The organism is Lentzea sp. NEAU-D7 (assembly GCF_026242055.1).
In the GTDB taxonomy this organism is placed as follows: Bacteria; Actinomycetota; Actinomycetes; order Mycobacteriales; family Pseudonocardiaceae; genus Lentzea.
In genome coordinates this window covers 60,825-77,060 of record NZ_JAPJDL010000012.1, presented here as the reverse complement: position 1 = coordinate 77,060, position 16,236 = coordinate 60,825, and the positions used below count along the sequence as shown (strand labels likewise).

Sequence of the window (16,236 nt, the reverse complement as noted above, 5' to 3'; positions counted from 1 at the left end):
GGTTGGGCAGAGGAGAGTTCCACCGCGACGCGATGAGGTGAACGACATGGCCGAGGTACCCGAAGCGCTGGGGCTGGCGCCGGAAGCCGTTCAGCGCGTGCTCGAGGCCGCCTCACTCGCGCCGTCCGTGCACAACGCCCAGCCGTGGCGGTTCCGCGTGCTGCCCGACCGGATCGAGCTGCACCCGGACCCGCGCCGCAGGCTCCCCGCGACCGACCCGGACGACCGCGAGCTGCGGTTGTCCTGCGGTGCGGCCCTGTTCAACCTGCGGCTGGCGCTGCAGGGAGAGGGCGTGCGGCCGCTCGTGTCGATGCTGCCCGGCCAGGACGCGCCGGGAGCGCTCGCGATCGTGCGGCGCGGAGGCACGATCGAGCCCGACGACGAACAGCGCGCCCTGCTCAAGGCAGTTCCCCGCCGCCGGACGAACCGCAGGCCGTTCCACGAAGCGCGGGTCGACCCCCGCCAGTGTCACGCACTGGTGCGCGCGGCCGAACTGGAGCGCTCGTGGCTGCACGTCGTCGTGACGCCGCAGGACCGCGCCCAGCTCAAGAAGTTCGTCAAGCAGGCGCACGAGATCCAGCTCCGCGACGAGGCCGTGCAGGCGGAGCTCGCCTCGTTCACCGGGCACCGGCCCGGGTCGACCGACGGCATCCCCGCGGCCTCGGCCGGTGTCCGACCCGAACTGCAGGACGAGTGGGTCTTCCGCGACTTCCAGGGGCCTGAACGACTGCCGGGCAAGGACTACGAGTCCGATCCGCTGGTCGTCGTGCTCTGCTCGTTCTACGACGGACCGCTCGGCGATCTGCAGGCGGGACAGGCGATGCAGCGCGTCCTGCTCGCCGCCACCGTGCACGGGCTGTCGGCGTCGTTCCTGTCGCAGCCGGTCGAGGTCCACAGCGTCCGCGAGCAGCTGCGACGCTCGCTGGGCGGCGTGCTCGTGCCGCAGACCGTGCTGCGGCTCGGTTACAGCACGCCGGTCGCGGCGACACCGCGGCGCCCATTGTCCGAACTGCTGCTGGAACCAGACGACTGCCGGTCCTGAGTGGACTTCCGACCGGCCGAGGAGGAGGAGCCCGATGACCGCTACGGCGGAACGCCCGACCACCGCCTGGCGCGGATTCCGCACGGGACCGTGGTCCGACGAGATCGACGTGCGTGGATTCATCCAAGCCAACTACACGCCGTACGAAGGCGACGCGGAGTTCCTGACCGGTCCGACGCGGCGCACGACGGCGTTGTGGCACCGGTTGACGGAGATGTTCGCCGACGAACGCGCCCGCGGGATCTACGACGTCGACGCGAGCACACCGTCCTCGATCACCGCGCACCGCCCGGGTTACATCGACCGCGACCAGGAGCTGATCGTCGGCCTGCAGACCGACGCGCCGCTCAAGCGCGCGATCATGCCGTCGGGCGGGCTGAGGCTGGTGGAGAACAGCCTCAAGACCTACGGCTACCAGCTCGACCCGCGGGTGGAGGAGATCTTCACCAAGTACCGCAAGACGCACAACGACGGCGTGTTCGACGCCTACACCGCCGAGATCCTGCGGGCCCGCAAGGCCGGCATCATCACCGGTCTTCCGGATGCGTACGGCAGGGGCCGGATCATCGGGGACTACCGGCGCGTCGCCCTCTACGGCGTCGACCGCCTCGTCACGGCGAAGCTCGCCGAACGCGCGGCCCTGGACGACCTGGCCTCCACCGAGGACGTCATCAGGGACCGGGAGGAACTGGCCGAGCAGATCCGCGCGCTCGGCGAGCTCCGGCACATGGCCGCGTCCTACGGCTACGACATCTCCGGTCCGGCGGCCACCGGCAGGGAAGCACTGCAGTGGCTGTACTTCGCCTACCTCGCGGCCGTGAAGGAGCAGAACGGCGCGGCCATGTCGCTGGGCCGCACGTCCACGTTCCTCGACATCTACCTGCAACGCGACCTCGACGAAGGCGTGCTGACCGAGCGCGAGGCGCAGGAGCTCGTCGACGACCTGGTCGTCAAGCTGCGGATCGTGCGGTTCCTGCGCACCCCGGAGTACGACCAGTTGTTCTCCGGCGACCCGACCTGGGTCACGGAGTCGATCGGCGGAATGGCTCGCGACGGACGCCCGCTGGTCACGCGCACGAGCTTCCGGTTCCTGCAGACGCTCTACAACCTCGGTCCGGCACCGGAACCGAACCTGACGGTGCTGTGGTCGCCGCGCCTGCCGTCGGGCTTCAAGCGGTTCTGCGCCAAGGTCTCGGTCGACACGAGCTCCATCCAGTACGAGAACGACGACCTGATCCGTCCGAGGTTCAGCGACGACACGGCGATCGCGTGCTGCGTGTCCGCGATGCGCGTCGGCGAGCAGATGCAGCTGTTCGGCGCGCGCGTGAACCTCGCCAAGGCGTTGCTGTACGCGATCAACGGCGGTCGCGACGAGGTGACCGGAGTCCAGGTGGCACCGGCGTTCCCGCCGATCACCTCCGAGTACCTGGACCACGACGAGGTGCGCGCGGCGTTCGACCGGATGACCGACTGGCTCGCGAAGACCTACGTGGAAGCGCTCAACATCATCCACCACATGCACGACAAGTACGCCTACGAACGCATCGAGATGGCCCTGCACAACCACCCGGTGCAGCGCCTGCTCGGCTGCGGCATCGCGGGCCTGTCGGTGGTGGCGGACAGCCTGTCCGCCATCCGGTACGCCCGAGTCCGGGTGATCCGCGACGACACCGGTCTCGCGGTCGACTACGTCGTCGAGGGAGACTTCCCGAAGTACGGCAACAACGACGACCGTGCGGACGCGATCGCCGTCGAGCTGGTCGAGGACTTCATGAAGAAGGTGCGGCAGTACCCCGCGCACCGCGGCGCCGTGCACTCCCAGTCGGTTCTCACCATCACCTCGAACGTCGTCTACGGCAAGCACACCGGCAACACCCCGGACGGCCGCCGCGCGGGCAAGCCGTTCGCACCGGGCGCCAACCCGATGAACGGCCGCGACCGGCACGGACTCGTCGCCGCGGCGCTGTCGGTGGCGAAACTGCCGTACGACCAGGCACAGGACGGGATCTCACTGACCGCGAGCATCACCCCGACGGGCCTCGGGCGCACCGAGGACGAGCAGGTGACCAACCTGGTCGGCCTGCTCGACGCCTACACCGACGCCGGCGGGTTCCACCTCAACGCCAACGTGCTCAACCGCGAGACCCTGCTCGACGCCATGGCGCATCCGGAGAACCACCCGCAGCTGACCATCCGGGTCTCCGGTTACGCCGTGAACTTCATCCGGCTCACGCCCGAGCAGCAACGCGACGTCATCAACCGCACCTTCCACGAGTCGCTGTGACCACCACAGGATCAGTCCACTCGTGGGACGTCTCCACCGCGGTCGACGGACCGGGCACCCGCTTCGTGCTGTTCCTGAGCGGGTGCCCGCTGCGGTGCCTGTACTGCGAGAACCCGGACACCTGGCACATGCGCGACGGTCACCGCACGACCGTCGACGAGGTCATGGCCGAGGTGGAGAAGTACCGGCGGTTCATCGAGGTCGCGGGCGGCGGGCTGACGCTGACCGGTGGGGAACCGCTGCTGCAGCCCGCCTTCACCGCCGCCGTGTTCCGCCGCGCCAAGCAGCTCGGCCTGCACACGGCCCTCGACACGTCCGGTTTCCTCGGCGCACGGGCGTCCGACGAGCTCCTCGCCGATACCGACCTGGTCCTGCTCGACATCAAGTCCTGGGACCCGGCCACCTACCGGCACGTCACCGGCGGCGAGGTCGTCCCCACCCTGGAGTTCGCGCGCCGGCTGTCGGCGCTGGGCAAGGCGATGTGGATCAGGTTCGTCCTCGTGCCGGGACTCACCGACGACCCGGACAACGTCGCGGGCATCGCGTCGTTCGTGAGCACCCTGGACTCCGTCGAACGCGTGGAGGTGCTGCCGTTCCACAAGCTCGGCGCACCCAAGTACGCCGCGCTCGGCATCCCCTTCCCCCTGGAGAGCGTGCCCACGCCCGACTCCGATCTCGTGCGGCGGGTGCGCGAGCAGTTCGCCGGCTGCGGCGTCCCCGTCCACTGACCACCCCGGCAACGAGCAGAGGCGCCGGGGCAACCCCGGCGCCTCTGCTCGTTCCCCTGCGTGGCGGTCAGTTCTCCGCGTACTGCACGATCCGCACGTCGGTCACACCCGCCACGGCGCGCGCCAGCACTTCCGCCACGTGCCGGTCCGTCGCGTCGTTCATCTTGTCCTCGATGGACACCTTCCCGTCACGCACGGCCACGGTCCACCGGTACGTGGAGCCGATCATGTCCAGGCGGTGCCGGATCTCGGCCTCGATGATCCAGTCCTCCCTGCTGATCGAGCGCAGCATGTCCCTGCGGGTCACGATGCCCGCGAGGTGACCCTCGAAGACCACCGGCACACTGCGCACACCGCGCTCCAGCATCAGGTCCGCGACCTCGGCCAGATCGGTGTTCGGCGTGACCGTCACCGGCGACGTCATCACCTGACCCACCAGGTCGGCCGGGGCGACCCTGGCCTTCGGCGGCTCGCCGTGCACCAGCGCCCGCGGGTCCTGCGGCAACCGGTGCCGCAGCAGTTCCGCCTCGCTCACAAGCCCGACGAGCACGCCGTTGTCGTCCACGACCGGCAACGCGGTGAAGCCGCGTTCGGCGAGCAGGTGGGCCGCCTCCCGGGCCGGGGTGTCCGGCCTGACCACGACGACGTCGGCCGTCATCACGTCTCGAGTCCTCATCGTGCTCTCTCCTTCACCCGAACAGCTCGGTCTGGCGCCTCGGAGACCTCGACGTCCACGTACCTCCAGCCTTCCGGCGGGACCGCGAACGGGACACCTCCCAACGGCGCCGGTGAGCGAGGACGCGGGTCCCGGCGAGGCGGGGACCTACGCCCCTCACCACCGGCCGTCGTCACTGCGAGGTTCAGAGGTGCGACTTCGAACTGGAGGTGAGCCGGATGGACCGCGGTCAGCCGGACGAGAACACACTGCGGGCGGCGGTGGCACTCGCCTGCCGCGCACCGTCGGTGCACAACTCCCAGCCCTGGCGCTGGGAGATCGGCGCACACAGCCTGCACCTGCACGCCGACCGCACGCGCACCCTGCCCGCGGTCGACCCCACGGGCGCCGACCTCGTGATCAGCTGCGGGGCCGCGTTGCACCACGTGCGCGTCGGACTGGCCGCGCTCGGCTGGCGGGCGGTCGTGCACCGGCTGCCCAACCCGGGCCGGCCCGACCACCTCGCCGCCATCGAGTTCCAGGCACGCGAGCCCGGTGAGGCGCTCGTCGCGCTCTCGACCGCGATTCCGCGCAGGCGCACCGATCGCCGTGCCTTCTCCTCCTGGCCTCCTCCCGACGAGGTCCTCGAGCAGCTCGTCGTCCGCGCCCGCAACGAGGGCGTCGAGGCGCAGGTGGTGACCGGCAGGGCACGGGACGAACTGCTGATCGCGATCGACAGGGCCGCCGCCACGCAGGAGGCGGATCCCGGCTACCGCAACGAGATCCGGCAGTGGAGCGGTGTCTACCCCGGCGCGTCGGCGGGGGTGCCCGCCGCGAACATCCCCGCCGGTTCCCACCAGTACGGCAACCTCCGGATGCGCGAGTTCGCGCCCGGCGAGCTGATCCAGGCCGACCGCCGGCTCCTCGGCGAGGACGCGGGGGCGTTGCTGCTGCTCAGCACGTCGTCCGACGACGACCTGTCGCGACTGCGCGCGGGTGAGGCGACCAGCGCGGTGCTGCTGGAAGCCACGTCCGCGGGGCTCGCGACGTGCCCGCTGAGCCAGCCGCTCGAGGTCGTCGAGACCAAGGAGCTGGTGCGCGACCGCGTGCTCGGTGGCGCGACCTGCCCGCAGCTCGTCATCCGGGTCGGCTGGGCCGGCTTCAACGCCGACCCGCTGCCCGCCACGCCCCGCCGTCCCCTCATCGACGTCCTCAGCCACCAGGAGCAGCCGTGACCACGTACATCCGCGACTTCACCACGCTCGGCAAGAACGACACCGACATCGCCGGGGGGAAGGGCGCCAACCTCGGCGAGCTGACCCGTGCCGGCCTGCCGGTGCCGCCCGGCTTCGTCGTGACCGCCGAGGCGTTCCTGACCTCCATGAGCCAGGTCCGCGACGACCTCGCCGCCGAACTGCTGATCGCGCTCGACCGCGCCTCCACTCCGGACCGGCTCGCGGAGTCCGCCGAACGCATGCGAGAGCTCGTGCAGAAGGCGGGCGTCTCGGACGAGGTGCGGCACGCGGTACTGCAGGCCTACCGCGAACTCGGCCAGGACGAGTCGGTGGCCGTGCGGTCGTCGGCCACGTCCGAGGACACCGCCGGTGCCTCGTTCGCCGGGATGAACAGCACCTTCACCAACACGAGGGGCGCACACGCCCTCCTTGACCGCCTGCTGGACTGCTGGGTGTCGTTGTTCGGCACCCGATCGGTCGCCTACCGCGCCGAGCAGGGCATCACGGACGAGCCCGCCATCGCGGTGGTGGTGCAGCGCATGGTCGACTCGGAGCGCTCCGGGGTCATGTTCACCGCCGACCCGTCGACCGGCGACCGCGACCGCCTGCTCGTCGAGGCGTCGTTCGGGCTCGGTGAGGTCGTCGTCAGCGGTTCCGTGGAGCCCGACACCTACGTCCTGCACAGGGACGGCGACCAGGTGTCCCTCGTGGACACCCGGATCGGCCGCAAGACCCACAAGATCGTGCGGGGCGCGAACGGGAACGACGAACGCATCGAGCTCACCTCGGAGGAGTCGCACGCACAGGTGCTCACCGAGGCCGAGGCGGTCGCGATCGGGCAGCTGGGCGTCCGCGTGCAGCGGCACTACGGCGAGCCGCAGGACACCGAGTGGGCCATCGCCGACGGCAAGACGTGGCTCGTGCAGTCCAGGCCCATCACGACCCTGCCCGTCACCGTCACGGCCCTGGACGGCCCGCTGGTCGCCGGGCTCGGCGCCTCACCGGGCATCGCCTCCGGGCGGGTGCGCGTGCTGCGCTCCCCCGACGAGGGTTCCCGCCTGCGTGACGGCGAGGTGCTGGTCGCCGAGATGACCAACCCCGACTGGGTGCCGACGATGCGGCGCGCGTCCGCGGTCGTCACCGACGGCGGCGGCATCACCTGCCACGCCGCCATCGTGGCGCGCGAACTGCGCGTGCCCTGCGTCGTCGGCACCGGCGCGGCGACCTCGGTGTTGAAGGAAGGCCAGCAGGTCACCGTCGACGGCAGCGCTGGCGAGGTGCGCGCGGGGGCCGCGCCGATCACCACCGCGCCGCGCATCGTGCCGCCCGCCGTGCTCGCCACCGAAGCCCTTGGCACGCGGGTGTACGTGAACCTCGCGTTGCCCGAGCACGCCTCCGAGGTGGCCGCGATGCCGGTGGACGGTGTCGGCCTGCTGCGGGCGGAGTTCATGCTCACCGAGGCGCTCGGTGCCGAACACCCGCGCCGGTTCCTGGCACAGCACGGCAGCGAGGACTTCCTCAACGCCATGACGTCGTCGCTGCTGCAGATCACCCACGCGTTCGCACCGCGCCCTGTCGTCTACCGCACCATGGACTTCCGCACCAACGAGTTCCGCGAGCTCAAGGGCGGCGACGAGTTCGAGAAGCACGAGCACAACCCGATGATCGGCTATCGAGGCTGCTACCGGTACGTCGACGACCCGATGCTGTTCGGCCTCGAGCTCGAGGCTCTGGCACGGGTCCGGGAGCAGACCCCGAACCTGCACCTGATGATCCCGTTCGTGCGCACCAAGTGGGAGCTCGAAGCCTGCCTGGAACAGATCGACCGCAGCCCGCTCGGCCGTCACCGCGGCCTGCACCGCTGGGTCATGGCCGAGGTCCCCTCCGTGGCGTACTGGATTCCCGAGTACGCGCGCTCCGGCATCGACGGCGTTTCCATCGGCAGCAACGACCTCACGCAGCTGATGCTCGGCGTCGACCGAGACTCCGAGCTCTGCGCGGACCTGTTCGACGAGTCCGACCCGGCCGTGCTGGACATGATCGGCCGCATCGTCACCGCCGCCCGTGACGCGGGCATCACGTCGTCGCTGTGCGGGCAGGCGCCGTCGAACAAACCGGAGTTCGCCGAGAAGCTCGTCGAGCTCGGCATCACCTCCATCTCGGTCAACCCCGACGCGGTGCCGGCCGCCAGGGCGGCGATCGGATCGGCAGAACGCCGTCTCCTGCTGCGGCACGCCCACTGACACACCACTCACCAGGGAGAAGCACCATGGCTGTACGAGTCGGCATCAACGGGTTCGGGCGCATCGGACGGGACGTGCTGCGCGCCGCGTTCGACCGCCACGACACCGCGATCGAGATCGTCGCCGTCAACGACGTCACCGACGCGGAGACCTTGGCCCACCTGCTCGCCTACGACTCGACGTACGGCCCGTGGAGCCGCCACGTCACCGTCGAGCACAACACGATCACCGTGGACGGCCGCAACATCCTCGTGACCGCACAGGCGGACCCGGAGGAGCTCAACTGGGGCATGCTCGGCGTCGACGTCGTCATAGAAGCCTCGGGCCGGTTCCGCACCCGTGAGACTGCGGGCGTCCACCTAGCGCGCGGTGCCCGCAAGGTCGTCATCACCGCCCCCGGCAAGGAGGTCGACGCCACGATCGTCATGGGCGTCAACGACGACATCTACGAAGCGGGCAAGCACCACATCATCTCGAACGCCTCGTGCACCACCAACTGCGCGGCGCCGATGGCCGCAGTGCTGGACGAGGCGTTCGGGATCGTCGAGGGCGTGATGACGACGATCCACAGCTACACCGGCGACCAGGCGCTGCTCGACCGCCCGCACAAGGACCTGCGCCGGGCCCGCTCGGCCGCGGTGAACATCATCCCGACCTCCACCGGAGCGGCCAAGGCCATCGGCCAGGTCATCCCGTCGCTGGCCGGCAAACTCGACGGCCTGGCGGTGCGCGTGCCGGTCGAGGACGGATCTCTCACCGACCTCACGGTGCGACTCGCCGAGCCGGCGACGGCAGAGCAGGTCAACCGCGCGTTCGAAGAGGCGGCGGCGCGGCACCTCAAGGGAATCCTGCGCTACACCACGGATCCCGTCGTGTCCCGCGACATCATCGGTGACGCGGCTTCGTGCGTGTTCGACGCCTCGCTGACCAAGGTGCAGGGACATGTCGTCAAGGTGATGGGCTGGTACGACAACGAGTGGGGCTACGCCAACCGCACGATCGACCTGGTCGACCGGGTCGCCCGGACGCTGCCGTGAACGGGCAGACCGGGACCTGACCCGGTCCCTACGATGCCGGGCACCCGCTGGTGCCCGGCATTCTCGCTGTTCCGGTGGGGTCAGGCCCGCATCGTGTTGTACGGCTGAAATCCTCGTCGCGTACGTGGCCAAGTCCGGCTCCAGCAGGGAGATGGCCGAGGTGGTCGTGGAACAGATCCGCCACGCCGCGCACGAGGTCACCGTGCTCGACGCCGCGGAGGTGCGGTCGGTCGAGCCGTACAAGGCCGTCGTGCTGGGCAGCGCACTCCACTTGGACCGCGAGGCGGTCAAGATGTTGACGCGCAACGAGAAAGCACTCTCCCGCAAGCCGGTGTGGCTCTTCCACGGGACTGGGACGAGATCCGCCTGCGGGCGTACGTGATCTCGGAGAGGCTGGTCGCGCGGATCAGGCGGCCACCAGAGTGCCCAGAACCTGCCTGCCGATCGACGTGAGGACCGCCGGAACCCTCGTCCCCGCCTGGGATCGCGACGCCGCCGCAACCAGTCCCGCGGTGCAGAGGTCGTTGGTGGCGGTGAAGTCGCACCACAGTCCGTCCACGGACAGGCTGGGGACGCGGCCGCCCAGCAGTTCGGCGCGGCCTTCCGCCACTGCCTGCAGCATGGCCCGGTGGCGGGCGGTGTATCCGTGGACGCTCATCTGCTTTCCCCTTGCCCGCTGGTGCTTCCGTGGTGAGGCAAGGCTCCTCTTCCAGGCCGGGTGTGACGCAGATCCCAACGTGGTGACCGCGCCGGGACCATCGCCGCGGCCGGGTGGGACGTGAGGCTCTGCTCCGGTGTGCCCGGCGGAAGTGATCGGCGGAAGTGATCGGCTGACCAGGTCGTGACGTCCCGGCCGGATCGGGACCAACGACCGCGTCCCGGACCGTTCCACCTGAGCAGACTGAGGTCAGGAAGAACTTGGGAGGCAACGATGTCCGCTGTTCACGCTCCAAGCCGCAGCCGCATCGACGCGGCCGCGAAGTCCCTCGCGGTGCTGCGCATCGCGACGGGGTTGTTGTTCCTCTGGGCGTTCGTCGACAAGGCGTTCGGGCTCGGCTACGCCACCCAGTCGAAGAACGCGTGGTTCTCGGGAGGTTCGCCCACGAAGGGCTTCCTGAGCCGGGTCGACGTGGGACCGTTCCAGTCCACCTTCCACGACATCGCGGGCACCTGGTGGGCCGACGGCCTCTTCATGGTCGGCCTTCTCGCGATCGGTGTCGCGCTGGTGCTCGGGATCGGCCTGCGCCTCTCGGCGGTCGCCGGCAGTGTGATGATGCTGCTGATGTGGGTCGCCGAATGGCCGCCCGCCCAGCACAACGCGGCCGGCGAGGCCACGATGTCCACCAACCCGATCATCGACTACCACGTCGTGTACGCACTCGTGCTGGTCGTGCTCGCGACGACGGCGTCCGGTGCCGTCTGGGGCCTGGCCCGCAGGTGGGCCGAGCTGCCGTTCGTCAAGGCGAACACCTGGCTGAGGTGAGGCAGGGCGAAAGGGAGGGCACCGCGACCGCGGTGCCCTCCCTTTTCCGCGTGCACGGGTCAACCGGCGCGGCGGGCGTTCTCGATCTGCTCGTCGAGTCCGGGACGTACGAGCAGGACGGGGCACGAAGCGTGACGGATCACGGCCTGGCTGGTCGAGCCGAGCAGTTTCCCCCGCAGACCACCGGTGCCGTGCGATCCCACGACGAGCAACGACGCACCCGCGGACAGCTCGACCAGGTGGTGCGCGGCGGATCCGGGCAGCACGTGCCGTTCCACCCGCACGCCGGGGTGCCGGTCGGCGCACGCGGCGATCCTCTGCGCCACCACGGCCTCGCGGGCGGCCTGGAGTTCGGACCACACGATCCCGACCGACGCGGCGAGCTTCTCGTCGCCCATCGGCGGGTGCCAGGCGTGCACGGCGACGAGCGACGTGGCCCGTGCTTCGGCCTCCGCGAACGCGCGGTCGACCACCATCCAGTTGTGCGGCGCGCCGCTCACACCGACGACGACAGGACCTTCGGCGTCGTCACCCCTGACCACGACCACAGGGCACTTCGCACGGCACGAAAGCGAGACAGCGACCGAGCCCAGCAACAGGCCCGTGAAGCCACCAAGGCCCCGTGAGCCGACGACGACCAGCCCTGCGCGGGCCGACTCCCGTTCGAGGAGCCAGGCGGGCGTGTTCACCTCTACCCTGTGCGTGATGTCCAGCTCCGGCGCGACTTCGAGCGCGCCCGCGACAGCGTCGCGCACCCAGCCCATCGCCTCGTCGTGCAGCGCGCCGCGTGCCATCCCGGTCATGTCCAGCGCATCGGCGGGCAGGGGCAGCTCGGCGTGCACGACGCGCAGCTCCGCGCCCCGGCGGGCGGCCTCCCGCGCCGCCCACCGCGCGGCGCGCTGGGCGGACTCCGAGCCGTCCACGCCGACCACGACCACGTTCGAATGTCCGATCGGGACGGTCATCCCGCTCACCTCCCGGTCCATTCCGGGTAGATCCGTTCCCATTCCCGGGCCCACCGTTGCGACCGGATCCGGCTGTGCACGTACCGCGTCGTCAGGTAGAGCAGCGCCATCGAGCCGGCCACTCCGCTCCACAGCAGCAACGCGAGCACGATCGCGTCGATCGCCGCCCCTCCGGGAGTGATCGGCGCATCGGACGGGTTGCCGTTCTCGTCGATCCAGATCGTCACCACGGAGCCGGCCTTCGAGGCGTAGTGCGCCTGAACCTCACCTTGCTTCGCACTGCCGTCCGCCAGTCGCCACCTCGCGAGCACAGGAGCCGCCTCGACGGCTCCGCCCCGCTCGGACGAGCCGATCGTCTCCGGGGCGTCCTCGATCAGCACGGCGTCGGTCTCGTGCCTGCTCGTCTGCTCCACGGCGACCTGGGAACGGTGGCGCGCATACATCTCCGACCCGGCCGCGCCCGCGAAGGGCACGGTCAGCACCGTGACGGCGAGCCCCAGCGCGAGCACCGCACCCTCGACGCGGTCGCCCGTCGTGGCGAGCCGGTTGCGGCCAGGGAAGGCTTGATGGACGAGTCGGGACATCGGTTTCGCGATCATGCGGTCCACCTCCTGGTTCAAGATTTCCGCGTGGAGGCGGTGTGTCCCAGGGTCCTTCGTCGCGTCGGGGATGAGCCCGTGGTCTCGGCGGGACGAAGACGGGATGCGGTGCGGCCGTGGTGGTACCCGGTCCGTTGCTGCTGCCTGGTGATCTCCCCTGGCCTTGGTGGTGAGTCAGTCGCGCACCACCTGACCTTCAGGTGCAGAGTGCGGCGGTGATCGTCGCAACCGAGAGCAACGCGTGGATGAGCGGGTGGCGCAGCTGTCCGAGCAGCCGCACCACCCACCCCTGCCCGCGATGAACGGGCAGCTCGTCGGGGCCGGACTCGGCCGGCCCCTGCCGCCACCACGCGGCGAGGAGGCCGGCTCCGGGGCCGGTCTCGGTGAGCAGGACGACGTCCTCGCGGTCAGGGGCGGTGAGCGGCATGGTCCGCCCTCAGACGCGGGTCGTCGTGGCTGAGGGCCCGCAGCACGTCGAGCCGGGTGATCATGCCGATGACCTGACCCTGGTCGAGCACGGGCACGCAGATCACCTCATAACGGGTCATCGCGTCGAAGAGGGTCTCCGCGTCGAAGTCGGGCCCGACGGTCAGCGCCGGCTGCCTCATCACCCTCTCGACCTTGGCCGCGTCCCCCTCGCCATGCCGACACGCCGCCTTGGTCACCACGCCGTAGAAGAACCCCTGGTCGACGACGGGCAGCATCGTGAGGCCCAGGTCGTCCATCAGCCCCTCGGCGTGGCGGGCGAAGTCGTGCGGCCCCACGGTCACGAGCGGCCGCGTCACGAGGTCCCTGGCCTTCATCGCGGGCTCTCCGCGTGCTCGCGGTCGGTCACCGGGATCACGACGACCGGGGCGTGCGCGTGGCGCACCACGTGCATGCTGGTGGAGCCGAGGACCGCCTGCCGGATCCGGTGGTCGGTGTGCGAGGCGACGACCAGCATCGCCGCGCCCTCCGACGCCGCCTCCAGCACCGCGGCCGCGTCGCCGCGCAGGCTGCGCCGCACGATCTCCGGCTGGTCGGTGCGGTCGCCGAGCACGCGGTTCAGGGCCTGTTCGGTCAGCTGCTCCGACGCGGCCTGCTCGCGCTGTGCGGAGGTCTCCGTCCAGTCGACCAGCGCCTCGAACTGCCAGACGTTCACGACGTGCAACGGGCACCCCCGCACGACGGCCTCGTCCACCGCCCACGCGAGTGCGCGGTCTGAAGCCGGACTTCCGTCCACACCCACCACGACGGGCTTTGAGTTCACGCTCATCTCGATCTCCTCGTCTCGTGTCAGCTGGTCCGCAACCGCCGCGGGAACGGGTCGGTCCGCCGCGCGGCTGCGACGCGGACCCCGGCATCGACCGCCGGGCACCCCTTCTCCCTTTCGTCGATGACGTGGGTGCCGACGCCGCCCAGCCCCGTCACGACGAGCGGCCCGAACTTCTCTCCGGTGGCCACACCGACCAGCAGCGCCGACACGTCAGTGGGAGGTCAGAGCAGAGGGCCGGGGGTCAGTGGTGCGGGGATCCGGGTGATCCGCTCGTCGCGCGCGGTCTCGGTCTCGACGGGCTTCGGCGCGCGGACCACGACCACCGGGCACGTCGCGTGGTGCACGCAGTACGAGCTGACCGAGCCGATGATCGCCTCCACGATCGGCCCGTGCCCGCGACTGCCCACCACCAGCAGCTGCGCGTCCTGTGACGCCGTGGTCAGCGCGGTCCTCGGGTCGCCCTCGACGAGCACGCGCGAGATCTCGACGCCGGTGAACTCCTCCACCGCCCCGTCCAGCACCGCCTGCTGAGCGGCCCGCCTGTTCTCCGGCGACAGCTGCAGCGCGATCTCGGCCGACATCGACCCGATGGCCATGCCGTAGTCCATGTGCCACGCGGAGACCGCCTCGACCCGGCAACCCCGCAACCGGGCCTCGTTCACCGCCCACCGCAGCGCCTCCCGAGAGGCCGGGGATCCGTCCACACCGACCACCACGGGCCGGGACTCGTTCTCGCTCATGCACTTCAGCGTCGCGGACCACGACGCCGCAGGTGAGTGGCCGGGGTCCCCCGGTGTCCGGGACCTTCGTCCTCGCCCTGCCAGACCGTCCCGAACGCCGCCACGGCGAGGATTGGCGTGAGCGTGGCGAGATCGACCGCCGCGCCGACGACCTGGCGCTCGGGCCACCACCGTCGTCGCTGAGCCGGAAATCCGCGAACGCGCGGGCTTGGTCGAGTTGTGAGAATGCTCCACTCCGGCCCGGCAGTCCGATCACGAGCGCCGTCGCAAGGTGGCCGGCCGCGACGGGCGGCGTTCACAGTTCAGCCCGAGTGCAGGCGCGAGGCCTCGTCTTCGGCCGTGACGACGTGCGCGTCCGGGCCGGGGAACACCAGCGCCTCGTGGTCGTTGTCCAGCCACCGCACCACGTACGGCGGGCTCCCGTCCTCGTGCCGCAACCGCACGATCTGCCCGCGCCGTCCGCCGCGGTCCACCACGGGGCCCTTGACCACCAGCCAGTCACCCGCTTTCGCCTTCATGACGCCGGCCGCACGATCGCCAGCGGACAAGGCGCGCTGTGGACGAGCCCCTGGCTCGTCGAGCCGAGGAGCATGCCGGTGAACCCGCCGCGCCCGTGACTGCCCACCACCACGAGCTGAGCCTCGGCCCCGTACCGCATCAGCGCACGCACCGGCCGGTCGCGCACGACCACGCGGGTGACCGGCACGTCGGGGTACTTCTCCTGCCACCCGGCGAGGCGCTCGGCCTGCACCCGGCGCTCCTCCTGTCCCCGGTCCGCGGTGGACCGCGAGGCGGTGTAGGCGCTCTCCACCACGAAGTCCTGCCAGCACGTCACCGCGGTCAGCGGCGCGTTGCGCGACGATGCCGCCTCGAAGGCGAAGGCCAGTGCCGCCTCGCTCGTCGGCGAACCGTCGACTCCGACCACGACCGGACCACCGGGCACCTCGGTGCCGCGCACGACGACCAGAGGGCACTTGCCGTGGGAGGCGAGCGCGAGGGCCGTCGAGCCGACCAGCAGGCCCGTCACGGTGCCGAGTCCCCGGGAGCCGAGCACCACGAGTCGCGCGTCGCGGGACTCGGAGATCAGCAGGGCCGTCCCGTACTCGAGGACCCGCTCGGTGCTCACCTCCACGTCCGGTGCCGCGGCCCGCGCGGCCGCCGCTGCCTCCGCGAGCCAGTTGTCGGACTGCTCCTCGATCGCACGCCGGATCTCGTTGGACGTGAGCACGATCTCGGGATGTCCGGGGGCCGGCACGTCGTACCCGTGCACGAGCTTCAGCGGGGTGTGGTGGCGGGCGCAGTCGGCGGCAGCCCACCTCACCGCGGCCAGGGCCGAGGACGAGCCGTCGACACCGGCCACGACCGGAGCGGCGGGTCCCTTCATCACTTTCCTCCCGTCAGCAGGTGCACCCGCAGTACGCCGTGAATCGACATGGCGAGTGCCGCGAGAACGTTCCTGGTCTCCTCGTCGGTGTTCTCGGCGCCGATCGTCACCTCGCCGTCCTGCACGGCGACAGTCCACTTGCGACTTCCGCCGCCGTAGAGGTCGAGCACGCGCTGCACTTCCGCCGAAACGGTCGTGTCGGTCCTGGCGAGCGCACGGACGAGGTCGCGCCGCGTCACGACGCCCACGACCTGCGAGCCGTCCACGATCGGGAAGCAGCGGACGTGATCGTCGACCATCGCGCGCGCCAGCGCGGACACCTGGACGTCACCGTCCATCGCGACGATCGGTGTGGTCATCACGTCGCCCACACGGGAGGCACCCGCCTCATAGCCGTAGCCGTTGCGCAGCAGGTCGGCCTCGGTCACGATGCCGACCAGCCTCTTGTCGTCGTCGACGACCGGCAACGCGGTGAACCCGTGCGACACCAGCAGTGCCGCGGCCCCGCGCACGGGCACCTCCGGCTTCACCGTGATCGCCGGGCTGGTCATGATGTTGCGAGCGCGCATGGCGTACTCCCTTCCGC

At 70.6% G+C, this 16,236-nt stretch carries 20 protein-coding genes; 8 read left to right on the top strand and 12 right to left on the bottom strand.

The annotated features are described in order from the left end of the window. Window positions 1–46 precede the first annotated feature (46 nt). From ORI60_RS24140 to pflA, 3 genes are read left to right on the top strand one after another with little or no spacing between them, the layout of a single operon-like run. Window positions 47–1,042, top strand: a complete 996-nt coding sequence (locus ORI60_RS24140) for an Acg family FMN-binding oxidoreductase (RefSeq protein WP_266040031.1) — start codon at window positions 47–49, stop codon at window positions 1,040–1,042. 34 nt (window positions 1,043–1,076) lie between these two features. Beyond that, complete coding sequence (gene pflB, locus ORI60_RS24135) at window positions 1,077–3,326, top strand: formate C-acetyltransferase (protein WP_266040030.1); 2,250 nt, start codon at window positions 1,077–1,079, stop codon at window positions 3,324–3,326. Then, the gene (gene pflA, locus ORI60_RS24130) at window positions 3,323–4,054 is read left to right on the top strand and encodes a pyruvate formate-lyase-activating protein (protein WP_266040029.1); all 732 of its coding nucleotides are present in this window, start codon (window positions 3,323–3,325) and stop codon (window positions 4,052–4,054) included. Before pflB ends, pflA begins: the two co-directional genes overlap by 4 nt. Before the next feature lie 67 nt (window positions 4,055–4,121). Here the strand turns inward: pflA and ORI60_RS24125 are convergent, their stop codons facing one another. Next, complete coding sequence (locus tag ORI60_RS24125; protein WP_266040027.1) at window positions 4,122–4,730, bottom strand: HPP family protein; 609 nt, start codon at window positions 4,728–4,730, stop codon at window positions 4,122–4,124. Window positions 4,731–4,948: 218 nt separating this feature from the next. Between ORI60_RS24125 and ORI60_RS24120 the strand changes: the two genes are divergently transcribed. From ORI60_RS24120 to ORI60_RS24105, 4 genes are all read left to right on the top strand, one after another. Continuing rightward, complete coding sequence (locus ORI60_RS24120; RefSeq protein WP_266040026.1) at window positions 4,949–5,944, top strand: Acg family FMN-binding oxidoreductase; 996 nt, start codon at window positions 4,949–4,951, stop codon at window positions 5,942–5,944. Next, entirely contained in the window at window positions 5,941–8,187 is a 2,247-nt protein-coding gene (gene ppsA, locus ORI60_RS24115; RefSeq protein ID WP_266040025.1) for a phosphoenolpyruvate synthase, read from the top strand. Before ORI60_RS24120 ends, ppsA begins: the two co-directional genes overlap by 4 nt. Window positions 8,188–8,213: 26 nt before the next feature. Then, window positions 8,214–9,224, top strand: coding sequence for a type I glyceraldehyde-3-phosphate dehydrogenase (gene gap, locus ORI60_RS24110; RefSeq protein ID WP_266040023.1), 1,011 nt, complete (start codon window positions 8,214–8,216; stop codon window positions 9,222–9,224). Between the two features lie 124 nt (window positions 9,225–9,348). Further along, window positions 9,349–9,606: a flavodoxin domain-containing protein gene (locus tag ORI60_RS24105; RefSeq protein ID WP_266040021.1), complete on the top strand. Its 258-nt coding sequence runs from the start codon at window positions 9,349–9,351 to the stop codon at window positions 9,604–9,606. Window positions 9,607–9,630: 24 nt separating this feature from the next. Here ORI60_RS24105 and ORI60_RS24100 read toward each other — a convergent pair whose 3' ends face one another. Next, window positions 9,631–9,882: a hypothetical protein gene (locus ORI60_RS24100; RefSeq protein WP_266040020.1), complete on the bottom strand. Its 252-nt coding sequence runs from the start codon at window positions 9,880–9,882 to the stop codon at window positions 9,631–9,633. A gap of 273 nt (window positions 9,883–10,155) precedes the next feature. On the opposite strand from ORI60_RS24100, the gene ORI60_RS24095 reads away from it, so the two are divergent. Then, window positions 10,156–10,707: a DoxX family membrane protein gene (locus tag ORI60_RS24095; protein WP_266040018.1), complete on the top strand. Its 552-nt coding sequence runs from the start codon at window positions 10,156–10,158 to the stop codon at window positions 10,705–10,707. A 59-nt stretch (window positions 10,708–10,766) separates the two neighbouring features. Here ORI60_RS24095 and ORI60_RS24090 read toward each other — a convergent pair whose 3' ends face one another. From ORI60_RS24090 to ORI60_RS24045, 10 genes are all read right to left on the bottom strand, one after another. Then, complete coding sequence (locus ORI60_RS24090; RefSeq protein WP_266040017.1) at window positions 10,767–11,672, bottom strand: universal stress protein; 906 nt, start codon at window positions 11,670–11,672, stop codon at window positions 10,767–10,769. A gap of 5 nt (window positions 11,673–11,677) precedes the next feature. After that, complete coding sequence (locus ORI60_RS24085; protein ID WP_266040016.1) at window positions 11,678–12,271, bottom strand: hypothetical protein; 594 nt, start codon at window positions 12,269–12,271, stop codon at window positions 11,678–11,680. Window positions 12,272–12,467: 196 nt separating this feature from the next. Beyond that, on the bottom strand, window positions 12,468–12,698 hold the full coding sequence (locus tag ORI60_RS24080; protein ID WP_266040015.1) for a hypothetical protein: 231 nt from the start codon (window positions 12,696–12,698) through the stop codon (window positions 12,468–12,470). Next, window positions 12,679–13,074, bottom strand: coding sequence for an HPP family protein (locus ORI60_RS24075; protein ID WP_266040014.1), 396 nt, complete (start codon window positions 13,072–13,074; stop codon window positions 12,679–12,681). The genes ORI60_RS24080 and ORI60_RS24075 overlap by 20 nt, the downstream gene beginning before the upstream one ends. Then, window positions 13,071–13,526 (bottom strand): universal stress protein, encoded by a 456-nt coding sequence (locus tag ORI60_RS24070; RefSeq protein WP_266040012.1) that lies wholly within the window; start codon window positions 13,524–13,526, stop codon window positions 13,071–13,073. Before ORI60_RS24070 ends, ORI60_RS24075 begins: the two co-directional genes overlap by 4 nt. A 20-nt stretch (window positions 13,527–13,546) precedes the next feature. Then, window positions 13,547–13,735 carry a hypothetical protein gene (locus tag ORI60_RS24065; protein ID WP_266040010.1) on the bottom strand — a complete coding sequence of 63 codons (189 nt, stop codon included), beginning with the start codon at window positions 13,733–13,735 and terminating at the stop codon, window positions 13,547–13,549. A gap of 12 nt (window positions 13,736–13,747) precedes the next feature. Next, a complete protein-coding gene (locus ORI60_RS24060; protein ID WP_266040009.1) occupies window positions 13,748–14,266 on the bottom strand; it encodes a universal stress protein in 519 nt (172 codons plus the stop codon). A gap of 302 nt (window positions 14,267–14,568) precedes the next feature. Beyond that, window positions 14,569–14,784: a DUF1918 domain-containing protein gene (locus tag ORI60_RS24055; protein WP_266040008.1), complete on the bottom strand. Its 216-nt coding sequence runs from the start codon at window positions 14,782–14,784 to the stop codon at window positions 14,569–14,571. Further along, a complete protein-coding gene (locus tag ORI60_RS24050; RefSeq protein WP_266040007.1) occupies window positions 14,781–15,650 on the bottom strand; it encodes a universal stress protein in 870 nt (289 codons plus the stop codon). Before ORI60_RS24050 ends, ORI60_RS24055 begins: the two co-directional genes overlap by 4 nt. Continuing rightward, a complete protein-coding gene (locus ORI60_RS24045) occupies window positions 15,650–16,219 on the bottom strand; it encodes an HPP family protein (RefSeq protein WP_266040006.1) in 570 nt (189 codons plus the stop codon). Before ORI60_RS24045 ends, ORI60_RS24050 begins: the two co-directional genes overlap by 1 nt. Between the last annotated feature and the right edge of the window lie 17 nt (window positions 16,220–16,236).